This is a genomic window from Flavobacterium movens (genome assembly GCF_039581425.1).
In the GTDB taxonomy this organism is placed as follows: Bacteria; Bacteroidota; Bacteroidia; order Flavobacteriales; family Flavobacteriaceae; genus Flavobacterium; species Flavobacterium luteolum.
This window is the reverse complement of sequence record NZ_JBCPXY010000007.1, coordinates 38,256-59,464: the sequence shown is the minus strand read 5'-3', so window position 1 is coordinate 59,464 and position 21,209 is coordinate 38,256. Positions and strand designations below refer to the sequence as shown.

Below are 21,209 nucleotides of genomic sequence, written 5' to 3'. Positions count from 1 at the left end.
AAAAACCAATTTATGAATGCAAATTTACTCCTGAGAATCGCTATGGCGATCATTCTCCTCACCCATTCTATTTCCGGAATGTTTAATAACGGTATTAATGATTTTGGAAATCTTTTCCTCAACCAAATTGGTTTTGCCCCGTATGGTGTATTCCTCGCTTGGAGCATCAAATTATCTCATGTTGTTGCTGCAATACTTTTATTAGCCAATAAATATATTAAACTTGCTGGTTTTGTTACCATTTTCGTTCTTATAATGGGAATCATTCTAGTGCACTTTAAAGAAGGTTGGTTTGTTGTTGGCGGCGGAAGAAATGGTGTTGAGTATAATTTTCTACTGATAATAGTTCTAATGGCAATTATGTATCCTAACGGTTTTCAAGTAAGTAATGAAAAAAAATAAAAAATATCACTTTCGAAAAACAGTTCTTTTTATCACTTTATTATTTAGTGGACTCATTTTCTCGCAGCATATTCCTGTTGATGAGTATAAATCTCTGAATAAAAGCGACAAGGGAATAAAGAAACTGACTGTAAAATTAAATGATACAATTTCAGAAGAGTATTACTTTGATCTAAATGGGATGCCGTATTTTTCAATAGAACGTTCCTATTTTATAAAGTATTATAAATATGACAATAAGAACAGAATTATAAAAAAAATTCAAGTTGACCCAGTCAGAGGTTTTAGTTGTGAGGAGGTAAAATATTTCAAAAACAAAACAAAAGTTTACTCTTATCTTACTGAAGATGAAAAAAAATATCAACTTGAGCATGATCAATATTTAAAAAATAAAGCGAACGGAGTTGAATATACTATTGTTGGAAAAGATACTATTAGCATTGATGATGCTTATGAAGTAGTTGGGTCTGATGAAGAATATTATAAATACGCTAAAGAGGTTGCCTCTATTCATGACACCATAAGCATGTTTAATTCTTTTGCTTTCAAAAATTTAATGAAGGAACCTAAATATATTTCATTTTCAGCTGAATATGACAACAAGTTAAGGCCATTAAATGAAAAATACTTTAATTCAAGAAATAAAATCACCTCTGACAAAAAGTTCTATTATTCTGGCAATACTATAACTATCGTCTCTAATACTGATATGATTGGAAAAGGCAAAATAGTACAGACTTTAGACTCCTCTAATAATATATTAATTGAAGTTGAAAAACAAAAAACTATAAAGTATAAATATGATAAAGGATTATGTGTTGAAAAAAAAGAGTTTGAGGGTGATATACTTGCGAACATAACTTCTTGTACATATAAAGATGGTCTATTAGAACAAAATATATATGAAGATTTTCAGAATGGAGGAAAATTTGTTACGAATTATGTTTATGATTCTAATAAAAGAGTAACCGAAACAATAAGCACTTCTAATCATTCAAAACAAGTATATAAATATACTTATGACTATTATTAGTCTATTCAATTTTATTTCTAGAGAAAAGAGTATTTGCTAATAATTTTAGAACCTAAAAAAGTATATAAATGGAAATCATTTGCAAAAATTGTCATCAGATTTTTAAAGGTCATTATTGTAACAACTGTGGTCAGCCCGCAGAAACGCACAAAATAAATGCTCATTTTTTATGGCATGATATTCAGCATGGTTTATTGCATTTTGATAAAGGTATTTTGTATTCTTTGAAACAATTATTTACCAAACCTGGGCATTCTATTCGTGAATTTATTGAAGGAAAAAGAGTTCGTCATTTTAAGCCTTTATCTTTGGTTGTAGTTCTCGCAACACTTTATGGTCTTTTATATCATTTCTTTCATATTAATACTTTTGAAACAGCAAAGACTTCAGATATCGATTCTGATTATATAAACGAATGGTTTGCTACCCATTTTTCTTGGGTCACAGTGGGGTCAATTCCGATCTATACTATTGGCACTTATCTTGTTTTTAGAAAACAGGGATATAATTTTGTTGAACTTTTTGTACTCAATACTTTTAAGGCGGCTCAAAGAATATCTGTACAATTAATAACAATGCCTGTATTGATTTTTCTAAATCATACTTCACATATAGCACAGTACAACAATGTAATGTATGTTATTGGCATTATTTTAATCTTTTGGACGAACATTCAGTTTTTTAATAAAATGTCTAAAATCAAAGCATTTTTCTTAACGCTTTTGAGTCATCTTATTTTTCTAATTTGCTTTTTCCTAATAACTGCTATTGTACTTCTCCTCTTTGGTAAACTTTAAAATTTGATATAAAAAAAGGCTCAACATCGTGTTGAGCCTTTTTTATGAATTAATAATTATTGCAAATTATCTATTTCTTTACTTTTTTAGTTTTATAGTATTTACGGTACTTTGGATAGGTTACCGCTCCAATTATAGAAATTGTAATCAAGCAGTAATAAATCCAGTTTAATGAATGTGCTTCTCCACTTGCGTAAGAGTGTAAACCAACTAAGTGGAAGTTTACTCCATAATAAGTAAATAAGATCGAAACAAAAGCATACATACTCATTAAGTTAAAGAACCATTTTCCTCTTAAAGCAGGAACAAAACGAGCGTGAATTACAAAAGCATAAATCATAATCGAGATTAAAGCCCAAGTTTCTTTTGGATCCCATCCCCAGTAGCGTCCCCAACTTTCATTTGCCCATTGTCCTCCTAAGAAGTTTCCAATCGTTAGCATGATAAGACCAATTGTTAAAGACATTTCGTTGATATAGGTAATCTCTTTAATGTTAAGTTCCATTTTGGCTTTGTTTTTCTCAGTTGTAAACAAAATCAATAATAATGATACAAAACCTAAGATCATTCCTAATGCAGTTGGGCCATAACTACCTACAATAACTGCAACGTGAATCATTAACCAATATGAATTAAGAACTGGCTGTAAGTTTGCAATTTCAGGATCAATCCAGTTCAAGTATGCTGCCATTAAAATCATAGCAGTAACAAAAGCCGATGAAGCAACAGTTAATTTTGATTTTCTGTCGAAAGCCAATCCGAAGAACATAGTTGACCAAGCCACATATACAATAGATTCGTAAGCATTACTCCAAGGAGCGTGACCAGAAATATACCAACGTGCTATTAATCCTAATGTATGAAGCGCAAATAATAATCCAATTATTATGTGGAATGCATTTATTGTAATGCGAAGCCATTTTTTCTCAAAGAAAATATTGACAATAATAAAAATGAACATAAAACTTGCTGCTGTAATATACCAATACGGTAATTTCTGAAAGACGTCGTATTTGTTATAGGCAATTTCAGCATCAATTTTCTTCTCGCTTGGTCTTACTTTGGCTCCAAATTTCTTTTGAAAACCATTGATGCTTTCTACTAAATTATCAGCTGTATCAAAGTTTTTCGAAATAGAACCGTTATTCAGAGCACTAAAATATAAAGGCAGAATTTGTTTCACGTAAGTGGAATCCATTCCTTTAAATCCAGCTCCTTCACGCTCTAAATAAGAAACCCATTTGTGGTTTGGATCATTTGGAATAGGGAAAATCTTTAGAATACTTCCGCTTAAAGCAGACTCCATTAAATTTACCTTTTTATCGGTTTCAATAAAATCTTTCTCAAAACTATTTGGATTTGCCGCTTTATAAGCCGCATCTAAATATGGTGATAGTTTATAATTTCCCTGCTCATCAAAGAATTTTACAAACGGAGCATACTTATCTTTAGAATCAATACCAATAATTTTACGTATACTGTCATTTTTTGTGTTGATGTAAATAATAGGAACCTGAATCCAAACCTGAGCATATTGCGTCATAGACAAAAATACCTGATCAGAATTCATTTCGTTGTATTTGTCATCATGGCTTACTTTACGAAGTAATTCAGATGAAAACGTATTAATCGGCTTCATTCTACCTCCAGCGTCCTGAATAATCAAACGTCCAAATTTTGCTGCGTGCGCTTCCGGAGCTTTATAGATATTCAATAAAGAATCTAATTGCTTTTTGCTTGGTGGCGCAGTAACGTGATTCGCGTGATCATTAGGATCTGCGGAATGCTCGTGATCATGATCATGTGAGTGAACATGCGGTGACTGCTGTGCAAAACCGCTCAAACTCAACATTAAAACTAAAATCGTAATTAGTTTTTCTTTTTTCTTTTTAACAGCTTCAAGCTTACGTTTCAAATCGCCAAAACGAGAGTTCTTTGTAAACATAATTGCCATTAAACCGATATATAATAAAAAGTATCCCAAATAAGTAATGTTAGTTCCCCAGAAATCATGGTTTACAGATAAAACTGTTCCCTTTTCATCTGGATCAAATGAAGACTGGAAGAAACGATATCCTTTATAATCCAAAACGTGATTCATGAAAATATCTGCATCAAAAGTTTCTGTAGAATCCTGAACGGTAACTTTACTTTTAAAAGCAGAATAGCTTTTTTCTGTTCCAGGATATTTGTCGGCAATAAAATCATTTAAACGAATTTTAAATGGTAAAATATATGCTTTACTTCCAAAGAAAATAGAATATTCAATATTACCGATTTTAACCGTTTTAGCTTCTCCAACTTGACCTTTAGAACCAAAAACCATTACTTCTTTTTCTTGTCCTTCAGCTTTTACTTTAACTACTAAAGCGTCAGAATGAGATTTTGCTTTAAAATCATTATTCGATTCGTAATCTACTTTCCCTTTCATTGGAGGCTCTGGAAATACAATTCTAATATCTCCAATGCTGTATAAAGAACGCATCATTAAAGGTTGTACATTATCTTTTGTAACTTTTCCTTTAAATTGATCTGCCATTCGCATAAACTCACCTTCAAAAGGAGTTTGGATCGTATATTCCTTTCCAGTTGTATTAATGTTAATTGCACCGTCTGTCTGCTTATTTAAAGCAAATAAAACATTGTGAATGTTCTGAACTTCACCTTCTTTCAGATAATGTTCTTCACGTCCGCCTGCTCCGGCTTCAACTAGTTTAAGGTATAAAGTTCCGTTTGGATCTGGTTTAACCACTTCTTTAGCTCCCATGATATAGTTCGAATAGGTAACTTCAAAAGGAGTTTCGTCGAATTTTCCTGAAATACTAAAATCATTATTGGTAACAGGAGAAAGCAAAAGACTTTTTTCAAAAACCCTTCTTTTCATTTCTCCTTTATATTCACCATCAGCAAAAATGGTTAGAAAAGTTTTATCTGAATACACTTGGTTTTCTGCCGCGCCTTCGCGAATTGGCATCATTCCTTCGTAACTAATATATCTAGTAATAAAAGCTCCTAAAAGAATAAAAATAAAAGAAAGGTGCAATAAAAGGCTTGCCCATTTTTCTTTTTTATGCAATTGATATTTTTTGATGTTTCCGAAGAAATTGATCACAAAAATGGCCATAATCGCTTCAAACCACCAGGTATTGTAAATTAGTATTCTGGCTGTATCGGTATTGTATTTACTTTCGATAAAAGTTCCAACACCCATTGCAATTGCGAATGTTAAAAAAAGAACGGCCATTAAACGTGTAGAAAACAAAAAAGAGAATATTTTTTTATCCATTTCTTAGGAATTACATTGTATAAAAGTGCGACAAAAGTACTTAAAAATGTTGATTAGCAGGCTTTGCCTTTTGTTAATAAAAACCAAAAATAAAGACTATTTTTCAAACGAATTGATAATATAGAAAGTTTAAACCTACAAAACAGATACGCTTTTTTTGAATAATTGTTTTTAGTCAAAAAGTGTTAGAATTCTAACAAAAACCAGAAGACAATAAAAACTTCAAAAAAGCATTATCAATATCCAATAGACTCCTGCATTAAAAAAAATAATACTAATTTTGCTTTCATGATTCAGATAACAATAATCGGTTCGGGCAATGTTGCACAGCATTTGATAAAGGCTTTTTCTGCCAGCAAAATTGTTGAAATTAAACAGGTTTTTTCGAGAAAGAAAGAAGCCTTACTACATTTAACTGATTCCAAAAAGATTATAACGAATTTCAACGAATTAGAACCCGCTGATTTACATATAATTTCGGTCTCAGATAATGCTATTACAGAAGTTTCAGAACAACTTCCGTTTAACAATCAATTAGTCGTTCATACTTCTGGAACATCTTCAATTGAGCTTTTAGATCCTAAAAACCGACGCGGTGTTTTTTATCCACTTCAGACATTTTCTAAAAATAAAGAATTAAATTATTCTATTATCCCTTTTTGTCTAGAAGCAGAAAACACAGCCGATTTTAAGCTTTTGGAAACCGTTGCAAAAAGCATCTCTACAGCCGTTTATTCTATTAGTTCAGAACAGCGTAAAGCGCTTCATGTAGCAGCCGTTTTTGTGAGCAATTTTACCAATCATTTGTACCAAATCGGACAAGAAGTCTGTGAAGAAAATCAAGTGCCATTTGCAGTTTTAAGACCTTTAATTCAGGAAACTGCTGATAAAATTAACACACTCAATCCGATTGATGCCCAAACTGGACCAGCCATACGCTACGATTCAAATACAATTAATGCGCATCTGGCTTTTTTACAAGACGAAAACAAAAAAAATATCTATAAAATCCTAACACAATCTATACAGCATAATGGCAAAAAGTTATAAAGAAATAATGAATGACATCACAACCTTTGTTTTTGATGTAGACGGCGTACTTACAGACAGTTCTGTTTTTGTAACCAATGAAGGCGAAATGTTAAGAACAATGAATATTCGTGATGGTTTTGCGATGAAAGCAGCTATCGAAAGTGGTTATCATGTGTGCATTATTTCTGGCGGAAGCAATGAAGGTGTACGCATTCGTCTTCGCAATCTAGGTATCTCTGACATTCATTTAGGAGCTCCTGATAAAGTAAAAACTTTTAATGCTTACTGCGAAAGCAACAACATTAAGCCTGAAAATGTACTGTACATGGGAGACGATATTCCTGATTTTCATGTCATGAAACTGGTCGGACTTCCTACCTGCCCTCAAGATGCGAGTCCTGAAATTAAAAATATCTGTCGATACATTTCACACGTAAAAGGCGGACGTGGCGCTGCAAGAGACGTTATAGAGCAAGTGATGAAAGTGCAAGGGAAATGGATGGAATACTTTAACGGACAACACGATTAATTTAATTGTAAATTATTAATTGTGAATTGTGAATGTTTTTTTCTCATAATATTCAGTTCAACAAAAACTTAGCCCCTTAGTACCTTAGTATCTCAGAACCTTAGAAAAAATGAAATTCCTCAAACTCATTCGTTATAAAAACCTTTTAATGCTTGCTTTCATGCAGCTGCTTTTTCGCTATGCTTTTCTAAAACAGCAGCAAGTTCCTTTGGCATTAGCTGACTGGCAATACGGATTACTAGTTTTAAGCACTGTATTGCTTGCCGCGGCAGGTTATGTTATTAATAATATTTATGACGTAGGAACAGATACCATCAACAAACCAAATGACGTTGTTGTAGGCAAAGGAATTACAGAAACTGCAGCTTATAATATTTATATAGGTTTAAATATATCTGGGGTAGCAATTGGTTTTATTCTGTCAAATATTATCATGAGACCGACTTTTGCATCGCTTTTTATTTTAATCGCATCGCTTTTATATTTTTATGCGACAACTCTAAAACAAATCATGATTTTAGGCAATTTTGTTGTAGCATTGCTTTTGGCTGTAAGCGTTTTGATTATAGGAGTTTTTGATCTTTTTCCGGCTACGACGAGCGAAAATCAGGCACAAATGGCTAGTCTTTTTTCTATTTTAACAGATTATGCCCTTTTTGCTTTTATGATTAATTTTATTCGTGAAATTGTAAAAGACATTGAAGATGTAAATGGCGATTATAATATGGGACTGAATACATTACCAGTTGCAATTGGGGTTAACAGAGCTGCAAAAATAGCATTAGGTTTTGCTATAATTTCTTTTATTTTATCAGGACTTTACTGCAATACTTACTTCATGCAAAATAAGCTTTATATAGCTGTATTTTATGTTTTTGCAACTGTTTTAGCGCCTTTACTTTATTTTATTGTCAAAATATTTAGTGCAAAATCTCAAAAAGATTTTCATCATTTAAGCACTATCCTGAAACTTATTTTGTTCTTCGGAATTTTATCAATCTTGGTTATTGCCTTAAATATCAAATACAATGCTTAAAGAAAAATTAAAAAAATATAAAATCATTTTAGCTTCGGGTTCGCCTCGCAGACAGCAATTTTTTAAGGATTTGGATCTTGATTTTGAAATTCGTTTAAAAAACGTTGAAGAAATTTATCCGCCAGAATTAAAAGCAACTGAAATTACCGATTATCTTGCTGAATTAAAGGCCAATGCTTTTGAAGGAGAATTGAAAGAAAATGAAATCTTGGTTACAAGCGACACCATTGTTTGGCACCAAAATAAAGCTTTAGGAAAGCCAAAAAATGCTGAAGAGGCTTTTGCAATGATAAAATCAATGTCTAATGCAACACATGAAGTAATTACTTCTGTTTGTTTTAAAACGGCAGTCTCCTCTACTCTTCTACATGATATTACCAAAGTAACTTTTAATGATTTATCAGACGAAGCTATTCTATATTATATTGAAAACTACAAACCTTATGATAAAGCTGGCGCATACGGAATTCAGGAATGGTTTGGTTTTATGGCAGTTGCAAAAGTAGAAGGCTCTTATACCAATGTAATGGGGCTTCCGACAGCCAAAGTTTACGAATTTTTGACTACATTAGTGTAAAAATTTATTTATGTTTTCTTTTAAAGAGTATAGCCGAGAAATAATCGCAACAATCATTCTTATTGGGGTTTTGATTGTATTACGTATAATAATTGCTAAACTAATAAGGCGTTTTGCGGCTACAAGCCAATTATTTGAACATCGTACCAATTTGGTGATCAAGTATATTAATATTTTAATGAATATACTTCTTGTAACCATTTTGATTATAATCTGGGGAGTTCAAACAGAAGATATATTTATTACTATTTCTTCTATTGCAACTGTAATTGGAGTTGCCATGTTTGCACAATGGTCTATTTTGAGCAATATTACTTCAGGAATGGTTCTGTTTTTCTCTTTTCCTTTTAGGATTGGAGACACCATTAAAATTCATGACAAAGATTTTCCTATTGAAGCTGAAATCGAAGACATTAATACCTTTCATGTCAGTTTAAAAACAAAAGAAGGAGAAAAAATAGTTTTTCCAAACAATCTATTACTTCAAAAAGGAATTTCCATCATTCCTGCAAAGTACGAGGAGCGCGAGTTTTTCGACTAAAATTATAATGGGAATTTTATAACGGGCAGCAAAAAAGCTAGAACAGAAAAAAACAAATAAAGTGTAATATTTGTTTTATAAATTCAGCTAAATAAAATACAAAATGACTCGGCCTATAACATTACCATTTTATGCAAAACTATCTTTTATTCTTGTTACCTTAATTTGTTTTGCATTTATTTTTTGCATCGGAAAAGATATTCTTACCCCCATTTTAATGGCATTTTTATTTGCTGTTCTACTGCTTCCGATTTTTACTTTTCTAAAGACCAAACTTAAATTTCCGAGACATCTCGCCGCTATAGTCTGTCTTGCAATTTTTATTTCTATTGTGGTCGGAATTTTGGTTTTTATCTCGTACCAAGTCACTTACATGGCAAATGATTTTGAAACAATAAAGAAAAATGCAAACTCGTTTATAATCGAAATTCATAAATTTATAAGAGAAAATTTTCAGGTAAGTATTGGAGAACAGAAAAAATATCTGGATTCTGTTACAAAAGATTCTGTAAAAACAGGTCAGGCTCAATTAGGATCTTTTATAATTTCGATAAGTGATGTTCTTTTAGACAGTACCATTATGATTATTTATACCTTTTTGTTTTTGATTTATAAAGAGCATTTCAAATTGTTTTTTGCCAAATTAATAAAACAGGAAAACCACGCTGTACTGCAGGATATTTTGTCACAGATAAAAGTTTCCATCAACAATTATATTGTAAGCTTAATTATGGAAATGATTGTTGTTTCGGTATTGACTAGTCTAGGTTTATGGATTATTGGTGTAAAGTATTTTATCCTGCTCGGATTAATTACAGGAATTTTGAACCTGATTCCTTATATTGGAATTTTTATTGCCGGCGTTATTACCGTTTTAGCTTCATTGACAGGATCTGGAGAAATTTCGGTAATTCTCGGAATTCTTATTGTGAATATAATTGTTCAGTTTATTGATAATAATTTACTCGTCCCATTAATTATAAATTCTAAAGTAGAAATCAATGCCTTTGTGTCGATCATGGGAATTATTGTTGGAGGAGCCGCTGCAGGAATTGCAGGAATGTTTTTAGCCATTCCTCTTTTGGCTATTTTGAAAATTATTTTTGACCGAATTGATTCACTTTCAGCTTGGGGCTACTTGATGGGAAATCATGTTCCGAGAAAATTTGTCTGGAGAAAGAAAAAAATTACAACAGAAAATTAAAAAAAGCGTTATGCTAGCATAGCATTTATTTATTCCTTAAATTCATAAACCTTAAAATTATTAGAAGAAAAACTACCGCATGTCTTTAAACAAAAAAATATTGTTTTTTATTTTGCTGTGCTTTTGTTTACAAAGCGGGTATGCGCAGGTAAATGAAAATAAGAAAGAGCCAAAGAAGGAAAAAGATACTACGGAGATTTATACTAAAATCAGAAATTATTCTAAGAAAAATAAATTTACGCAGGCTATGCATAAATTATTCTTTAGGTCTAAAAAATCGAAGAAAAAAGACGAATTGCTGGTTCCAATAGATTCAACAAATTATGATGGAAAGATTATTCGAAAGATCAATATTATCACTTTAGATCCTTTTGGATATTCTGTTGCTGACACTACTCAAATTCCTAAAAATTGGGGAGAAAGAATGGGTAATAGGCTTCACTTAAAAACAAAAAAAATAGCTATTTATAATTTATTGCTTTTTAAGAAAAATACTCCTTACAATACTTATAAAGTGCTAGAGTCTGAACGTTTAATTCGTGCACAACGATATGTTACAGCAGTTAGGATTTCGAATCAAAGTGTTGGGCAAGCTTCAGATTCTGTAGACGTTACGATTCGTGTCTTAGATTCATGGAGTACTATTCCAAGATTTTCGATTTCTAGCAATCAAATGTCAATTGGTTTTAAAGAAAAAGACTTTTTTGGAACTGGACAGCAGTTGGAATATCGTTTCACTAATCGCTTTGACGATGGTCGAAATGGTAATGAAGCAACTTATACAGTTCCAAATATTAAAAATACTTATATCGGTACAGTCTTTCATTACAATATGGATTTGGATAATAACTATATTAAAAGTATAGATATTGAACGAGACTTCTACTCTCCACTGACCAAATGGGCGGGCGGATTTTATATCGACGAAAGCTTCAGAAAAGACACGCTTCAAGCTCCAGATTCGACATTTGCTTATCAGCCAAAAAAATATACTTCGCAAGATGTTTGGGCGGGACATGCTTTTAAAATGTATGAAGATAGCAATCATGCCATAACTAATTTGATTACAACAGCACGTTTTTTGAATGTAAATTATAGTGAATCGCCTTCTGAACTTTATGATCCGAATCATTTTTATTCTTCTGAAAAGCTCATTCTCAGCGGAATTGGTCTCAACACAAGAAAATTTATCAAAGACAGCTATATTTTTAGAAACGGGCAGACAGAAGACGTCCCAATTGGGCGAATATATGGTGTTACATTTGGATATCAATATAAAAACACTTTTTGGCGGCCTTATGTCGGGGCTCAATTCTCTTTTGGAAATTATTATCGTTTAGGCTTTTTAAGTATGAATTTTGAAGCTGGAACTTTCTTTCATCAATCCAAAACGTATCAAACCTCATTTCTGTTTGAATCCAATTATTTTACAAAACTATTTAGCATCGGAAATTGGAAAATTAGGCAATTCGTAAACCCGAAAGTAGTTATTGGAATAAATCGAGATGATATAATTGGAGATCAATTAAACATAAATGAAGATAATGGAATTCCTGGATTTAATAGTTATTTGTACGGAACCAGCAAGGCTGTTTTATCCTTACAAACACAAACGTATTCTCCACATGCATTACTTGGGTTTCGTTTAAATCCATTTTTCAATTATTCCATTGCAGTATTAGGAAGTCCGGAAATGGCGATGACTAAGAGTAAACCCTATTCTAAACTTACTGTGGGATTATTAATTAGCAATGATTATTTGGTTTTCAGTTCATTCCAGCTTTCGTTGTCCTATTATCCAAGTATTCCGCAGCAGGGAGACAATGTTTTCAAAACTAATACTTTTGAAACTACCGATTACGGACTCCAAACTTTTGAGTTGGCAAAACCGAGGGTAGTCAATTACAAGTAATTTTTTTATTTTTTTTTAAGAAACTTTTAAGTATAAAAACTTATTATAAATCAAGCACTTAAGTAATACACACTTTTATTTAACTCGATGAAATGCATTTTTATTCGACAAAATACATCTCTTTTATTTTTTTGGCACAGTATATGAATATCCCTATTCAAGATTAACATTTAAAAAAAACAAAAAAGATGAAAACGATAAAATTAGCAATCGCCGGATTATTTCTAATGGTTGCAAACGCCACGCAAGCCCAAGTATCGATAAACGTGAATATAGGAAACCCACCAGCTTGGGGACCTGCAGGATATACAGATATGGAATATTATTATCTTCCAGATATTGAAGCTTATTACGATGTTCGTGCTTCTCAATTTATCTATTTCGGAGGTGGAAGATGGGTAAGAACAACTTACTTACCAAGACAATATAGAAACTATGATCTATATGGTGGTTACAAAGTAGTTTTGACAGACTATCACGGAAGAACTCCTTATACATACTTTGATCGTCACAGAGTAAAATACTACAAAGGATACCATGGAGTTGCACAAAGACCATACAGACCGAGACCAGTATATGGATATAACGATCGTAGAGACTACAAACATTATGACAAACATGATAAACACCATGACAAACACGATCGCCACGATCATGATGATCACCACGATCACGGACATGGAAGAAGATAATTGCTAAATTATTAGTAATCAGCTCAAGAGAGTATCAATTAATTGATGCTCTCTTTTTTTTTGATAATTTAACTTTGAAGTTTTGTTAAAAATTTGTAATTTGTATATAAATCATTGTAAAACAGAGAGTTTTAACAAAATTAACCTTTGTTTAATGTGATTATGATATATATTTGCACCGAATTTTCAAAACCCAAATTAAAATTTTATGAGAAAGAATGTTTATTTGCTTTCATTTTTAGCAATGTCACTATTAATAGGATGTGACGATAATAATGATAACAAAAATGACGGACAGTCGTCAAATAACATTACTATTACTTCTGATCAATCTGCTTTAAATCAAAGGTTAGACTTGACTAATTCAGGAGTAATTTCGATCGAAAATGGTTCTTTGACAGGGAAATCTGCAGAGACAGCCAACACTTCTTTTCCTTTAGTTCAAATTGCTGAAGTTAAACCACCAGTTGATGCTAACGGAAGAACACTACAAGCCAGTCATGTTACGGTAAACGGAAATTATGCTTATGTTTCTTATATTATGAGAGGCGATGCTTATTCTGGAGCAATTGACGTAATTGATGTTTCAGATCCTTATAAACCAAAATTGGTTACATCGGCTTTAATTCCTAATACAGACATTACATCTCTAACTTTCTCTGGATCAAATTTAATTATTGGGGCAGCAAAAGATGTAGACAAAGATCCGCTTCTTACTACAAATCCAGCTATTGTTCTTAATATGGAGTTAAGTTCTGGAATGCTTACCGATAAATTTAAAACGAATTATTTAGAAAATAGAGTTACAACAGATGTTGCCGCTAATACCTCTAATTATTTTGCTGTAACTGGAGATAACGGAAGTTTATTCAAACTAAGCAGCTCTACTAAAGAAATTACTGGAAAAGCTACTGTAGCCGATTTACGCTCTATTGCCTTAACAAGCGACAAAGTAGTCACTTTAAGCGGAACGAAAGGCGTTAATATTTACAATCAATCTACTCTTGCTTTACAAAAAAGCTTTACAACTTCAACTGATGTAAGTGGTGCGAAACGAACAATGGATATCGACGGTACAAAACTTTTTGTTTCTGAAGGTCCAAACGGTCTTGGCGTATACGATATCAACAGCGGTTCTAAATTGCAAAGTATTGCAATTGCAACAGCTGGAGAAGATAATGTAACAAATGCTGTTTCTTTTAATGATGGTTATGCTTTTGTAGCAAACGGAGCTCTTGGCTTAAATGTTTACCAATCTTCAACACAACTTAATTTATTAGGTTCTGTAGGAATAGCAGGTTCATCAAACTATGTAAAATCAAGCGGAAATTATATCTATGTTGCAAGCGGAACAGGTGGTTTGAAAATTATTAAAATGGAAAAACCAAATGGAACTTTTGCAAACTGCACATCTTACATTGTATACAATCAAGGTAAAGATTTAATTTTAAATTCTAACGACATAAAATCATACCAAGGAGCAACTGCTATTAATTCGGCAATTATTAATTCTGGTGCTGTTTTAACACATTGTGGTTCAATTACAGTTCAAAATAATCTGACTTTAAACAGCGGCGGTACTTTCAACATGACTGGAAGTTTGTCTCAAGGTAAATATCAGCAATCTAATCCAACAGAGTTAGTTATTAATAGTAATGCACTTTTACAAGTTGAAGGTTCTGTTGTAATTTGGGGGGATTTAAGATTAAATAGTGGTGCAAAAATTAATTTTATTGGAAGCAATTCTTCTATCACTATTTACGGAAAAGTTACCAAAGGAAGTAATGTAACGATTACAGGTACTTATAAAGACACCGAGAATAAATTAAAATAAATCATTCAAAACATTTATATAAAAGCTGTTAGATTTAATTCTAACAGCTTTTTTTGTTTGATCGTTTTAAAGAAAGGTATAATTATTGAGCGTTAACAATTCATTTAAATAATCTTACATAAAATAATTACTATTTTTGAAATGATTTCAAAAAACACCTAACATTTACCATGCGAAAAATACAGATTCAAATCTTTCTTTTATTTTTTATCGGTTTTCAGGTTTCATTTGCACAGCAGCCACAAAAACCAAATTCAGTTGAAATTTACAATCAAATCAAAAAGTTAAACTTTTTAGGTTCTGTCTTGTATATTGCCGCACATCCTGATGATGAAAATACTAGAATGATTTCGTATTTAGCCAATGATATGAATGCTAGAACAGGTTATTTGTCATTGACTCGAGGAGATGGAGGACAAAACTTAATTGGACCTCAATTACGTGAATTATTAGGCGTCATCAGAACCCAGGAATTAATCGAAGCACGAAAAATAGATGGTGGAGAACAGTTTTTCTCAAGAGCAAACGACTTTGGTTTTTCTAAAAATCCAGACGAAACTTTAGATATTTGGGACAAAGATAAAGTCCTTGCTGATGTAGTTTGGACAATCAGAAAATTCCAACCAGATATTATCATCAATCGTTTTGATCACCGATCTCCAGGTACAACACACGGACATCATACTTCTTCTGCAATATTAAGTGTTGAAAGTTTCAAATTAACAAATGACCCGAAAGTTTATCCAGAACAATTAAAATACGTTTCGCCTTGGCAGGTAAAACGTCAATTTTTTAATCCGTCTTGGTGGTTTTATGGAAGCCAAGAAAAATTTGATGCCGCCAATAAATCTAAATTTACAAAGCTGGAAACTGGTGTTTACTACACGGGAATCGGAAAATCTAACCAAGAAATTGCAGCTTTAAGTCGAAGCCGCCATCAATCGCAAGGTTTTGGAAGTACGGGTGTTCGTGGTGAAGAAACCGAATATTTAGAATTAATCAATGGTGAAACCCCAAAGGAACGTGATAATCTATTTGACGGAATAGACACAAGCTGGAACCGTGTTAAAAACGGAAAACCAGTTGGCGATTTAATTTCTTCAATTATCTCAAAATACGATTTCAGCCATCCTTCTGCAAGTATTCCAGATTTAGTTAAAGCTTATTCAATGATTCAAACTCTAGATGATGCACACTGGAAAGAGATTAAATCTGCAGCTATAAAAAACATCATCGCATCTTGTTCTGGTTTGTATCTTGAAGCTGTTGCCAATGAACAAGAAGCAACTCCAGGAAGTACAATTAAATTAAGTTTAGAAGCTATTAACAGATGTTCTGTAGGAATGGAATTAATGAGCGTAACAACACTTCCTGATCATAAAACTACACTTCAAAACATTGTTTTAAAAAACAATAACGATAACAAAATTAATCTGCAATTACAGCTTCCTAGCAACATTGAATACACACAGCCATATTGGCTAAAAGAGAAGGCTACTGTTGGAATGTATACCTTTTCTAATCAAGAAAATATTGGCATTCCCGATATTATAAGAGATACGAAAGTGATTTTTAATGTAAAAATCAACGATATCGAAATTCCATTTGAGCGCACCGTTGTCTATAAATACAATGACGGCGTAAAAGGCGAAATGTATAACTTTCTTGATATTGTTCCAGAAGTTACCACTTCAATCTTAGAAAGAGTTTTGATTTTTAGAGATACCAAAAGTAAAATGATTCCGGTGAAAGTTCGTGCTGGAAAAGACAATGTTAAAGGAAATCTGCAATTAGAATTACCAAAAAGCTGGACTGTTTCACCAAAAGAAATTCCTTTTGCTTTAGACACAAAGGGCACTGAACAAATCTTTTATTTTGAAGTAACGCCTCCTGTAAATCCAGAAGAAGTTACCGCAAAAAGTGTTGCAATTGTAGACGGAAAACGATTTGATAAAGACCAAACAATTATTGAGTTTCCTCATATTACCAAACAAATGGTTTTAAAACCCGCTGAATCAAAATGTATTAGAATTGATTTGAAAACTTCTGGAGATGCGATTGCCTATATTATGGGTGCTGGAGACGAAGTTCCAGAAAGTTTAACTCAAATGGGATACAAAGTTTCTATTTTAAAACCAGAAGAAATTACGCCTCAAAAACTAGATTCGTTCAGCACCGTTATTACTGGAATTCGTGCTTATAATACCGTAAATGCTTTGGCAAACAAGCAAAATATACTTTTCAATTTTGTAAAAAGCGGTAAAAATATGATTGTGCAATATAATACAAACGGAAAACTAGTTACTGATAAAATTGCACCATATCCGTTAAAATTATCTAATGATCGTGTAACAGAAGAAAATGCCAAGATTACTTTCTTAGCGCCAAATCATCCTGTTTTAAATACTCCTAATAAAATCTCTGAAAAAGATTTTCAAGGATGGACACAAGAGCAAGGTTTATATTATCCAAACGAATATGATCCTGCCTTCACTCCTATTATTTCGTCACATGACAAGGGAGAATCTGCTAAAGATGGCGCTTTATTAGTAGCTCCATATGGAAAAGGATACTATATTTACACTGGTTTGAGTTTCTTTAGAGAATTGCCAGAAGGTGTTTCTGGAGCGTATCAGATTATTATCGAATATTATTTCTCTAAAACAGCCAATTGAAGCTCCTAAACAAGATATAAAGCAATAAATATGGAAGCCAAAAAAACAAAAAAGTGGAAAAAAAGCTATACTTACGTTTTAGTAGCTAATGCAATCTATATTGCTATCTTTTTCTTAATCATGCAATTATACTCATAACCTATGCAGCTATTTGACTGGATCGTACTTATTGTCACTTTATTATTTATTGTTGGATACGGATCTTGGAAAACCCGAGGAAGTAAAAACGTAGAAGATTTCATTTTAGGAAACAACGAAACACCTTGGTATACTGTTGGACTTTCTGTAATGGCAACGCAAGCCAGTGCAATTACGTTTTTATCTACACCTGGACAAGCCTATCATGACGGAATGGGTTTTGTTCAGTTTTATTTTGGTCTGCCAATTGCCATGATTGTCATTTGTTTGACTTTTATTCCGCTATATCATAAAAGCAAAGTTTTTACAGCATACGAATTTTTAGAACGACGATTTGATGTTAAAACGCGTTCGCTGGCTGCAATTTTATTTCTCGTTCAAAGAGGTTTAGGAACTGGTTTAACCATTTACGCTCCAGCTATTATTTTGTCTGCACTTCTTGGATGGAATTTAACTGTTATGAACATCATTATTGGAGTTATGGTAATTATCTATACTTTTTCTGGTGGTACAAAAGCAGTAAACGTAACTCAGAAACAGCAGATGTTTGTCATTATGTCTGGAATGTTTATTACCTTTTTCCTAATACTGCATTATCTTCCAAACGATATGACTTTCAATAGTGCTTTGCATATCGCTGGAGCAAATGATAAAATGAATATTGTAGATTTTTCTTTTGACCCCGAAGAAAAATATACTTTTTGGAGTGGTATTACTGGAGGTTTCTTTTTGGCCCTAGCCTATTTTGGTACAGACCAATCTCAAGTGGGACGTTATTTGTCTGGAAAATCAGTTCGTGAAAGTCAAATGGGATTAATCATGAATGGATTATTGAAAGTACCGATGCAGTTCTTTATTCTTTTAACAGGAGTTATGGTTTTTGTTTTTTTTCAATTCAATCCTGTTCCGCTAAATTTCAATCCCAACAATAAAATAGCCATTGAAAAGTCTCCTTACAAGCAGGAATACCATGTTTTAGAAGAAAAATTGGTAAAACTTTCAGAAGATAAAAAGGTTATCAATTTATTATACATCGACCAGTTAAATCAGGATTATGACAATCCCATTTTACGTAAAGAATTAGTAGCATTATCAAATAAAGAAAAAGATCTTCGAGATAAAGCAAAAGAAATTATTTCGAGAGCCGATAGTAATTCGGAAACAAATGATAAAGATTATGTATTCTTTCATTTCATTCTGCATTATTTGCCTAAAGGTCTAATCGGATTGCTATTGGCCGTAATCCTATCAGCAGCCATGTCTTCTACTGCTTCCGGATTAACTGCCTTGGCCTCTACAACTGCAATTGATATTTACAAACGAAATCAAAAAGAAGAAAAATCAGAGAAACATTATCTGCATGTTACTAAGTTTTTTACTCTTTTCTGGGGAATTGTAGCCATACTTTTTGCTTGTGTTGGAACATTATTTGAAAATTTAATTCAGCTCGTAAATATTATTGGTTCTATCTTCTACGGAACTGTTTTAGGAATATTTCTTGTAGCTTTCTATACTAAGAAAGTTCAAGCAAAACCAATGTTTATTAGTGCGATTATAAGTCAGCTTACCATTTTTGTAATCTATTATTTTATGATTTACAGTCAAGAAAAACTAGGTTATTTATGGCTGAATTTTATTGGTGCAATCTTGACAATTGTATTAGCACTTTTATTGCAGTTTTTATTTTTTAGAGGAAAACCAGATGATAATGAGTTAGTTTTAGATTAAGAATATTCTCTGAGTCTGAAATTATTCTAAGCAAAAATCTTATTTTAGTAAATTCTAATTACTAAAATAAGATTTTTACTTTTTTAACTTCAAATTAATCATCATTATGAAAGACCAAAAAAAATACAGCAACAAAACCAAAGCTGCTTTTATTCTGCTAATCGTGATGCTGATTATTTTACTTGGCAACTTTAATACACTCCGAAATTCCAAAAACGTAAATGATAACATCAATGCGATCTATAAAGATAGATTGGTTGTGGCGCATTATATTTTTCAATATTCAAAAGAACTTCATTTTATAAAGGCTGAAGCTGAAAAACTGAATTTAAGCGATGTTATTAAAAAAGATGAAATCATTCATACGCTAAACATTATTCATAATATTGATGATTTGTATGCTAAAACAGTTTTAACAAATAAGGAGAAACAATACTTTGATGCATTTTTACTTTCCTGTAAAGAAATAAACAAACAGGTTGAAAGCAAAAATTGGGACAAAATAGCCAATTCTAGTGCTGAAGCTTTAAAAACACTTGAATCTCTTTCTAACATTCAGATTGAAGAAGGAAAAGCTAAACTTGCCATTGCGAACGCTATGTATAGCAGAAACAATGTCCTTGGTCAGCTTCAGATTGCCTTACTTATTATTTTGGGAGGAATAACTTTTTATCTTTTAATAAAGAAAATCAAAAAAACAGTAAAAATTCCTGAACCTCCAAGTTTGAATTAAAACTCATTTAACCGCAAAGGACGCAAGGGATTACGCAAAGTTCGTAAAGTTTATTTAATACAGCTTTGCGAACTTTGCGTTAAAAAACATAACAACTCAAAAAAATCTTGCGCTCTTTGCGGTTAAAAAAGAACAAAAAAAATTCCAAAACCCGAAAGCTTTGGAATTTTAAAATTTTTATAAAATTGGAATTTGATAATTCAAAGAATTATTATCTGCTCCACTCAGCGATGCTATCTTTATTCAATTTTACGTAATCTGCATTGTTTGCAGCTTCGGCAGATGCCAAAGAAGCTTTTGCTGTTTCAATTGCTCCTTTTTTGTCACCTTGTTTTGCTTGAATTAATGCTTTTAATCTTGATACATAATACGGTTTGTCTGAGCTCATATCAAGAGCTTTGTCTACATAATTTCTTGCAGTTTCTATATTTCCGTTTGATTGGAATAAATATTGAGAAGCTGCGAAATAGTCATTCCATGTTGGACCAGCCAATGCTTTATCGATACTTGCTACAGCAATTTTAGCAGTTGGAACTTCAAATTTTAAAGCTACATGAGAATTTTCCCAAGCAATATCTAAATAACCAAAATTTGGATCTAAACCATTAATACCAATTGTGAATGTCTCAACAGGAGTTGGCAACGCTTCTTCTTTTACTGTCGTTTTTAAAGCTACGTAAGAATCGCTCCAATTTTCTGGCAATCCCCAGTTGTCGGTAGAAAGATAAAAAATGATATCCCAGCTTTCGATTCTAGGCACTGTATAAATTGCATATTTTCCTTTCTTTAGCGTCTTTCCGTCAATGATTACATCATCACTAAAGTTAATGATAGTATTTTCATTAGCTCCAGTTCTCCATAATTTTCCAAACGGAACTAAATTTCCGAACACAGCTCTTCCTCTTGCTCCTGGTCTTGAATAAGTAACTTCAACGTCGGTTAAACCAACAGTTTGTTTAATATATCCTTTTGGACTTGCTTGTGGCGTTTTTACTTGTGCTTCTGATGCTAATGGTCCTAAGATCAGGGCTAAAGCAATAAGTAGTTTCTTCATTATTTT

General features: G+C 32.3%; 16 protein-coding genes and 1 pseudogene. 15 read left to right on the top strand and 2 right to left on the bottom strand.

The genetic code is table 11. From position 1 onward, the window contains the following. Positions 1-12 precede the first annotated feature (12 nt). From AAYQ05_RS13705 to AAYQ05_RS13695, 3 genes are all read left to right on the top strand, one after another. Positions 13-402 (top strand): DoxX family protein, encoded by a 390-nt coding sequence (locus AAYQ05_RS13705; RefSeq protein ID WP_343544042.1) that lies wholly within the window; start codon positions 13-15, stop codon positions 400-402. Beyond that, positions 389-1,435, top strand: coding sequence for a hypothetical protein (locus AAYQ05_RS13700; protein ID WP_343544041.1), 1,047 nt, complete (start codon positions 389-391; stop codon positions 1,433-1,435). Before AAYQ05_RS13705 ends, AAYQ05_RS13700 begins: the two co-directional genes overlap by 14 nt. A 68-nt stretch (positions 1,436-1,503) precedes the next feature. Next, positions 1,504-2,232, top strand: coding sequence for a DUF3667 domain-containing protein (locus AAYQ05_RS13695; protein ID WP_343544040.1), 729 nt, complete (start codon positions 1,504-1,506; stop codon positions 2,230-2,232). 70 nt (positions 2,233-2,302) lie between these two features. Here AAYQ05_RS13695 and AAYQ05_RS13690 read toward each other — a convergent pair whose 3' ends face one another. After that, complete coding sequence (locus AAYQ05_RS13690) at positions 2,303-5,518, bottom strand: cytochrome c biogenesis protein CcsA (protein WP_343544039.1); 3,216 nt, start codon at positions 5,516-5,518, stop codon at positions 2,303-2,305. A gap of 288 nt (positions 5,519-5,806) precedes the next feature. On the opposite strand from AAYQ05_RS13690, the gene AAYQ05_RS13685 reads away from it, so the two are divergent. The 12 genes and pseudogenes from AAYQ05_RS13685 to AAYQ05_RS13630 all read left to right on the top strand — a co-directional run bounded on the left by AAYQ05_RS13685 (position 5,807) and on the right by AAYQ05_RS13630 (position 20,149). Then, entirely contained in the window at positions 5,807-6,568 is a 762-nt protein-coding gene (locus AAYQ05_RS13685; RefSeq protein ID WP_343544038.1) for a Rossmann-like and DUF2520 domain-containing protein, read from the top strand. Next, the gene (locus AAYQ05_RS13680) at positions 6,552-7,079 is read left to right on the top strand and encodes a KdsC family phosphatase (RefSeq protein WP_343544037.1); all 528 of its coding nucleotides are present in this window, start codon (positions 6,552-6,554) and stop codon (positions 7,077-7,079) included. The genes AAYQ05_RS13685 and AAYQ05_RS13680 overlap by 17 nt, the downstream gene beginning before the upstream one ends. A gap of 109 nt (positions 7,080-7,188) precedes the next feature. Continuing rightward, positions 7,189-8,115, top strand: coding sequence for a geranylgeranylglycerol-phosphate geranylgeranyltransferase (locus tag AAYQ05_RS13675; protein WP_343544036.1), 927 nt, complete (start codon positions 7,189-7,191; stop codon positions 8,113-8,115). Further along, the gene (locus tag AAYQ05_RS13670) at positions 8,108-8,692 is read left to right on the top strand and encodes a Maf-like protein (protein WP_343544035.1); all 585 of its coding nucleotides are present in this window, start codon (positions 8,108-8,110) and stop codon (positions 8,690-8,692) included. The genes AAYQ05_RS13675 and AAYQ05_RS13670 overlap by 8 nt, the downstream gene beginning before the upstream one ends. Positions 8,693-8,702: 10 nt before the next feature. Continuing rightward, entirely contained in the window at positions 8,703-9,233 is a 531-nt protein-coding gene (locus AAYQ05_RS13665; RefSeq protein WP_343544034.1) for a mechanosensitive ion channel domain-containing protein, read from the top strand. Between the two features lie 103 nt (positions 9,234-9,336). Then, positions 9,337-10,437 carry an AI-2E family transporter gene (locus AAYQ05_RS13660; protein ID WP_343544033.1) on the top strand — a complete coding sequence of 367 codons (1,101 nt, stop codon included), beginning with the start codon at positions 9,337-9,339 and terminating at the stop codon, positions 10,435-10,437. A gap of 79 nt (positions 10,438-10,516) precedes the next feature. Further along, the gene (locus AAYQ05_RS13655; protein ID WP_343544032.1) at positions 10,517-12,349 is read left to right on the top strand and encodes a BamA/TamA family outer membrane protein; all 1,833 of its coding nucleotides are present in this window, start codon (positions 10,517-10,519) and stop codon (positions 12,347-12,349) included. Between the two features lie 188 nt (positions 12,350-12,537). Continuing rightward, positions 12,538-13,041: a hypothetical protein gene (locus tag AAYQ05_RS13650; protein WP_343544031.1), complete on the top strand. Its 504-nt coding sequence runs from the start codon at positions 12,538-12,540 to the stop codon at positions 13,039-13,041. A 208-nt stretch (positions 13,042-13,249) separates the two neighbouring features. Beyond that, complete coding sequence (locus tag AAYQ05_RS13645; RefSeq protein ID WP_343544030.1) at positions 13,250-14,875, top strand: LVIVD repeat-containing protein; 1,626 nt, start codon at positions 13,250-13,252, stop codon at positions 14,873-14,875. 170 nt (positions 14,876-15,045) lie between these two features. After that, positions 15,046-17,578 (top strand): annotated as a pseudogene (locus tag AAYQ05_RS13640) (PIG-L family deacetylase). Positions 17,579-17,691: 113 nt separating this feature from the next. After that, on the top strand, positions 17,692-19,416 hold the full coding sequence (locus AAYQ05_RS13635) for a sodium:solute symporter family protein (RefSeq protein WP_281632688.1): 1,725 nt from the start codon (positions 17,692-17,694) through the stop codon (positions 19,414-19,416). A 106-nt stretch (positions 19,417-19,522) separates the two neighbouring features. Beyond that, on the top strand, positions 19,523-20,149 hold the full coding sequence (locus AAYQ05_RS13630; protein ID WP_343544029.1) for an MCP four helix bundle domain-containing protein: 627 nt from the start codon (positions 19,523-19,525) through the stop codon (positions 20,147-20,149). A gap of 211 nt (positions 20,150-20,360) precedes the next feature. Here AAYQ05_RS13630 and AAYQ05_RS13625 read toward each other — a convergent pair whose 3' ends face one another. Then, positions 20,361-21,203 (bottom strand): DUF2911 domain-containing protein, encoded by an 843-nt coding sequence (locus AAYQ05_RS13625; protein WP_343544028.1) that lies wholly within the window; start codon positions 21,201-21,203, stop codon positions 20,361-20,363. Positions 21,204-21,209: the final 6 nt, after the last annotated feature.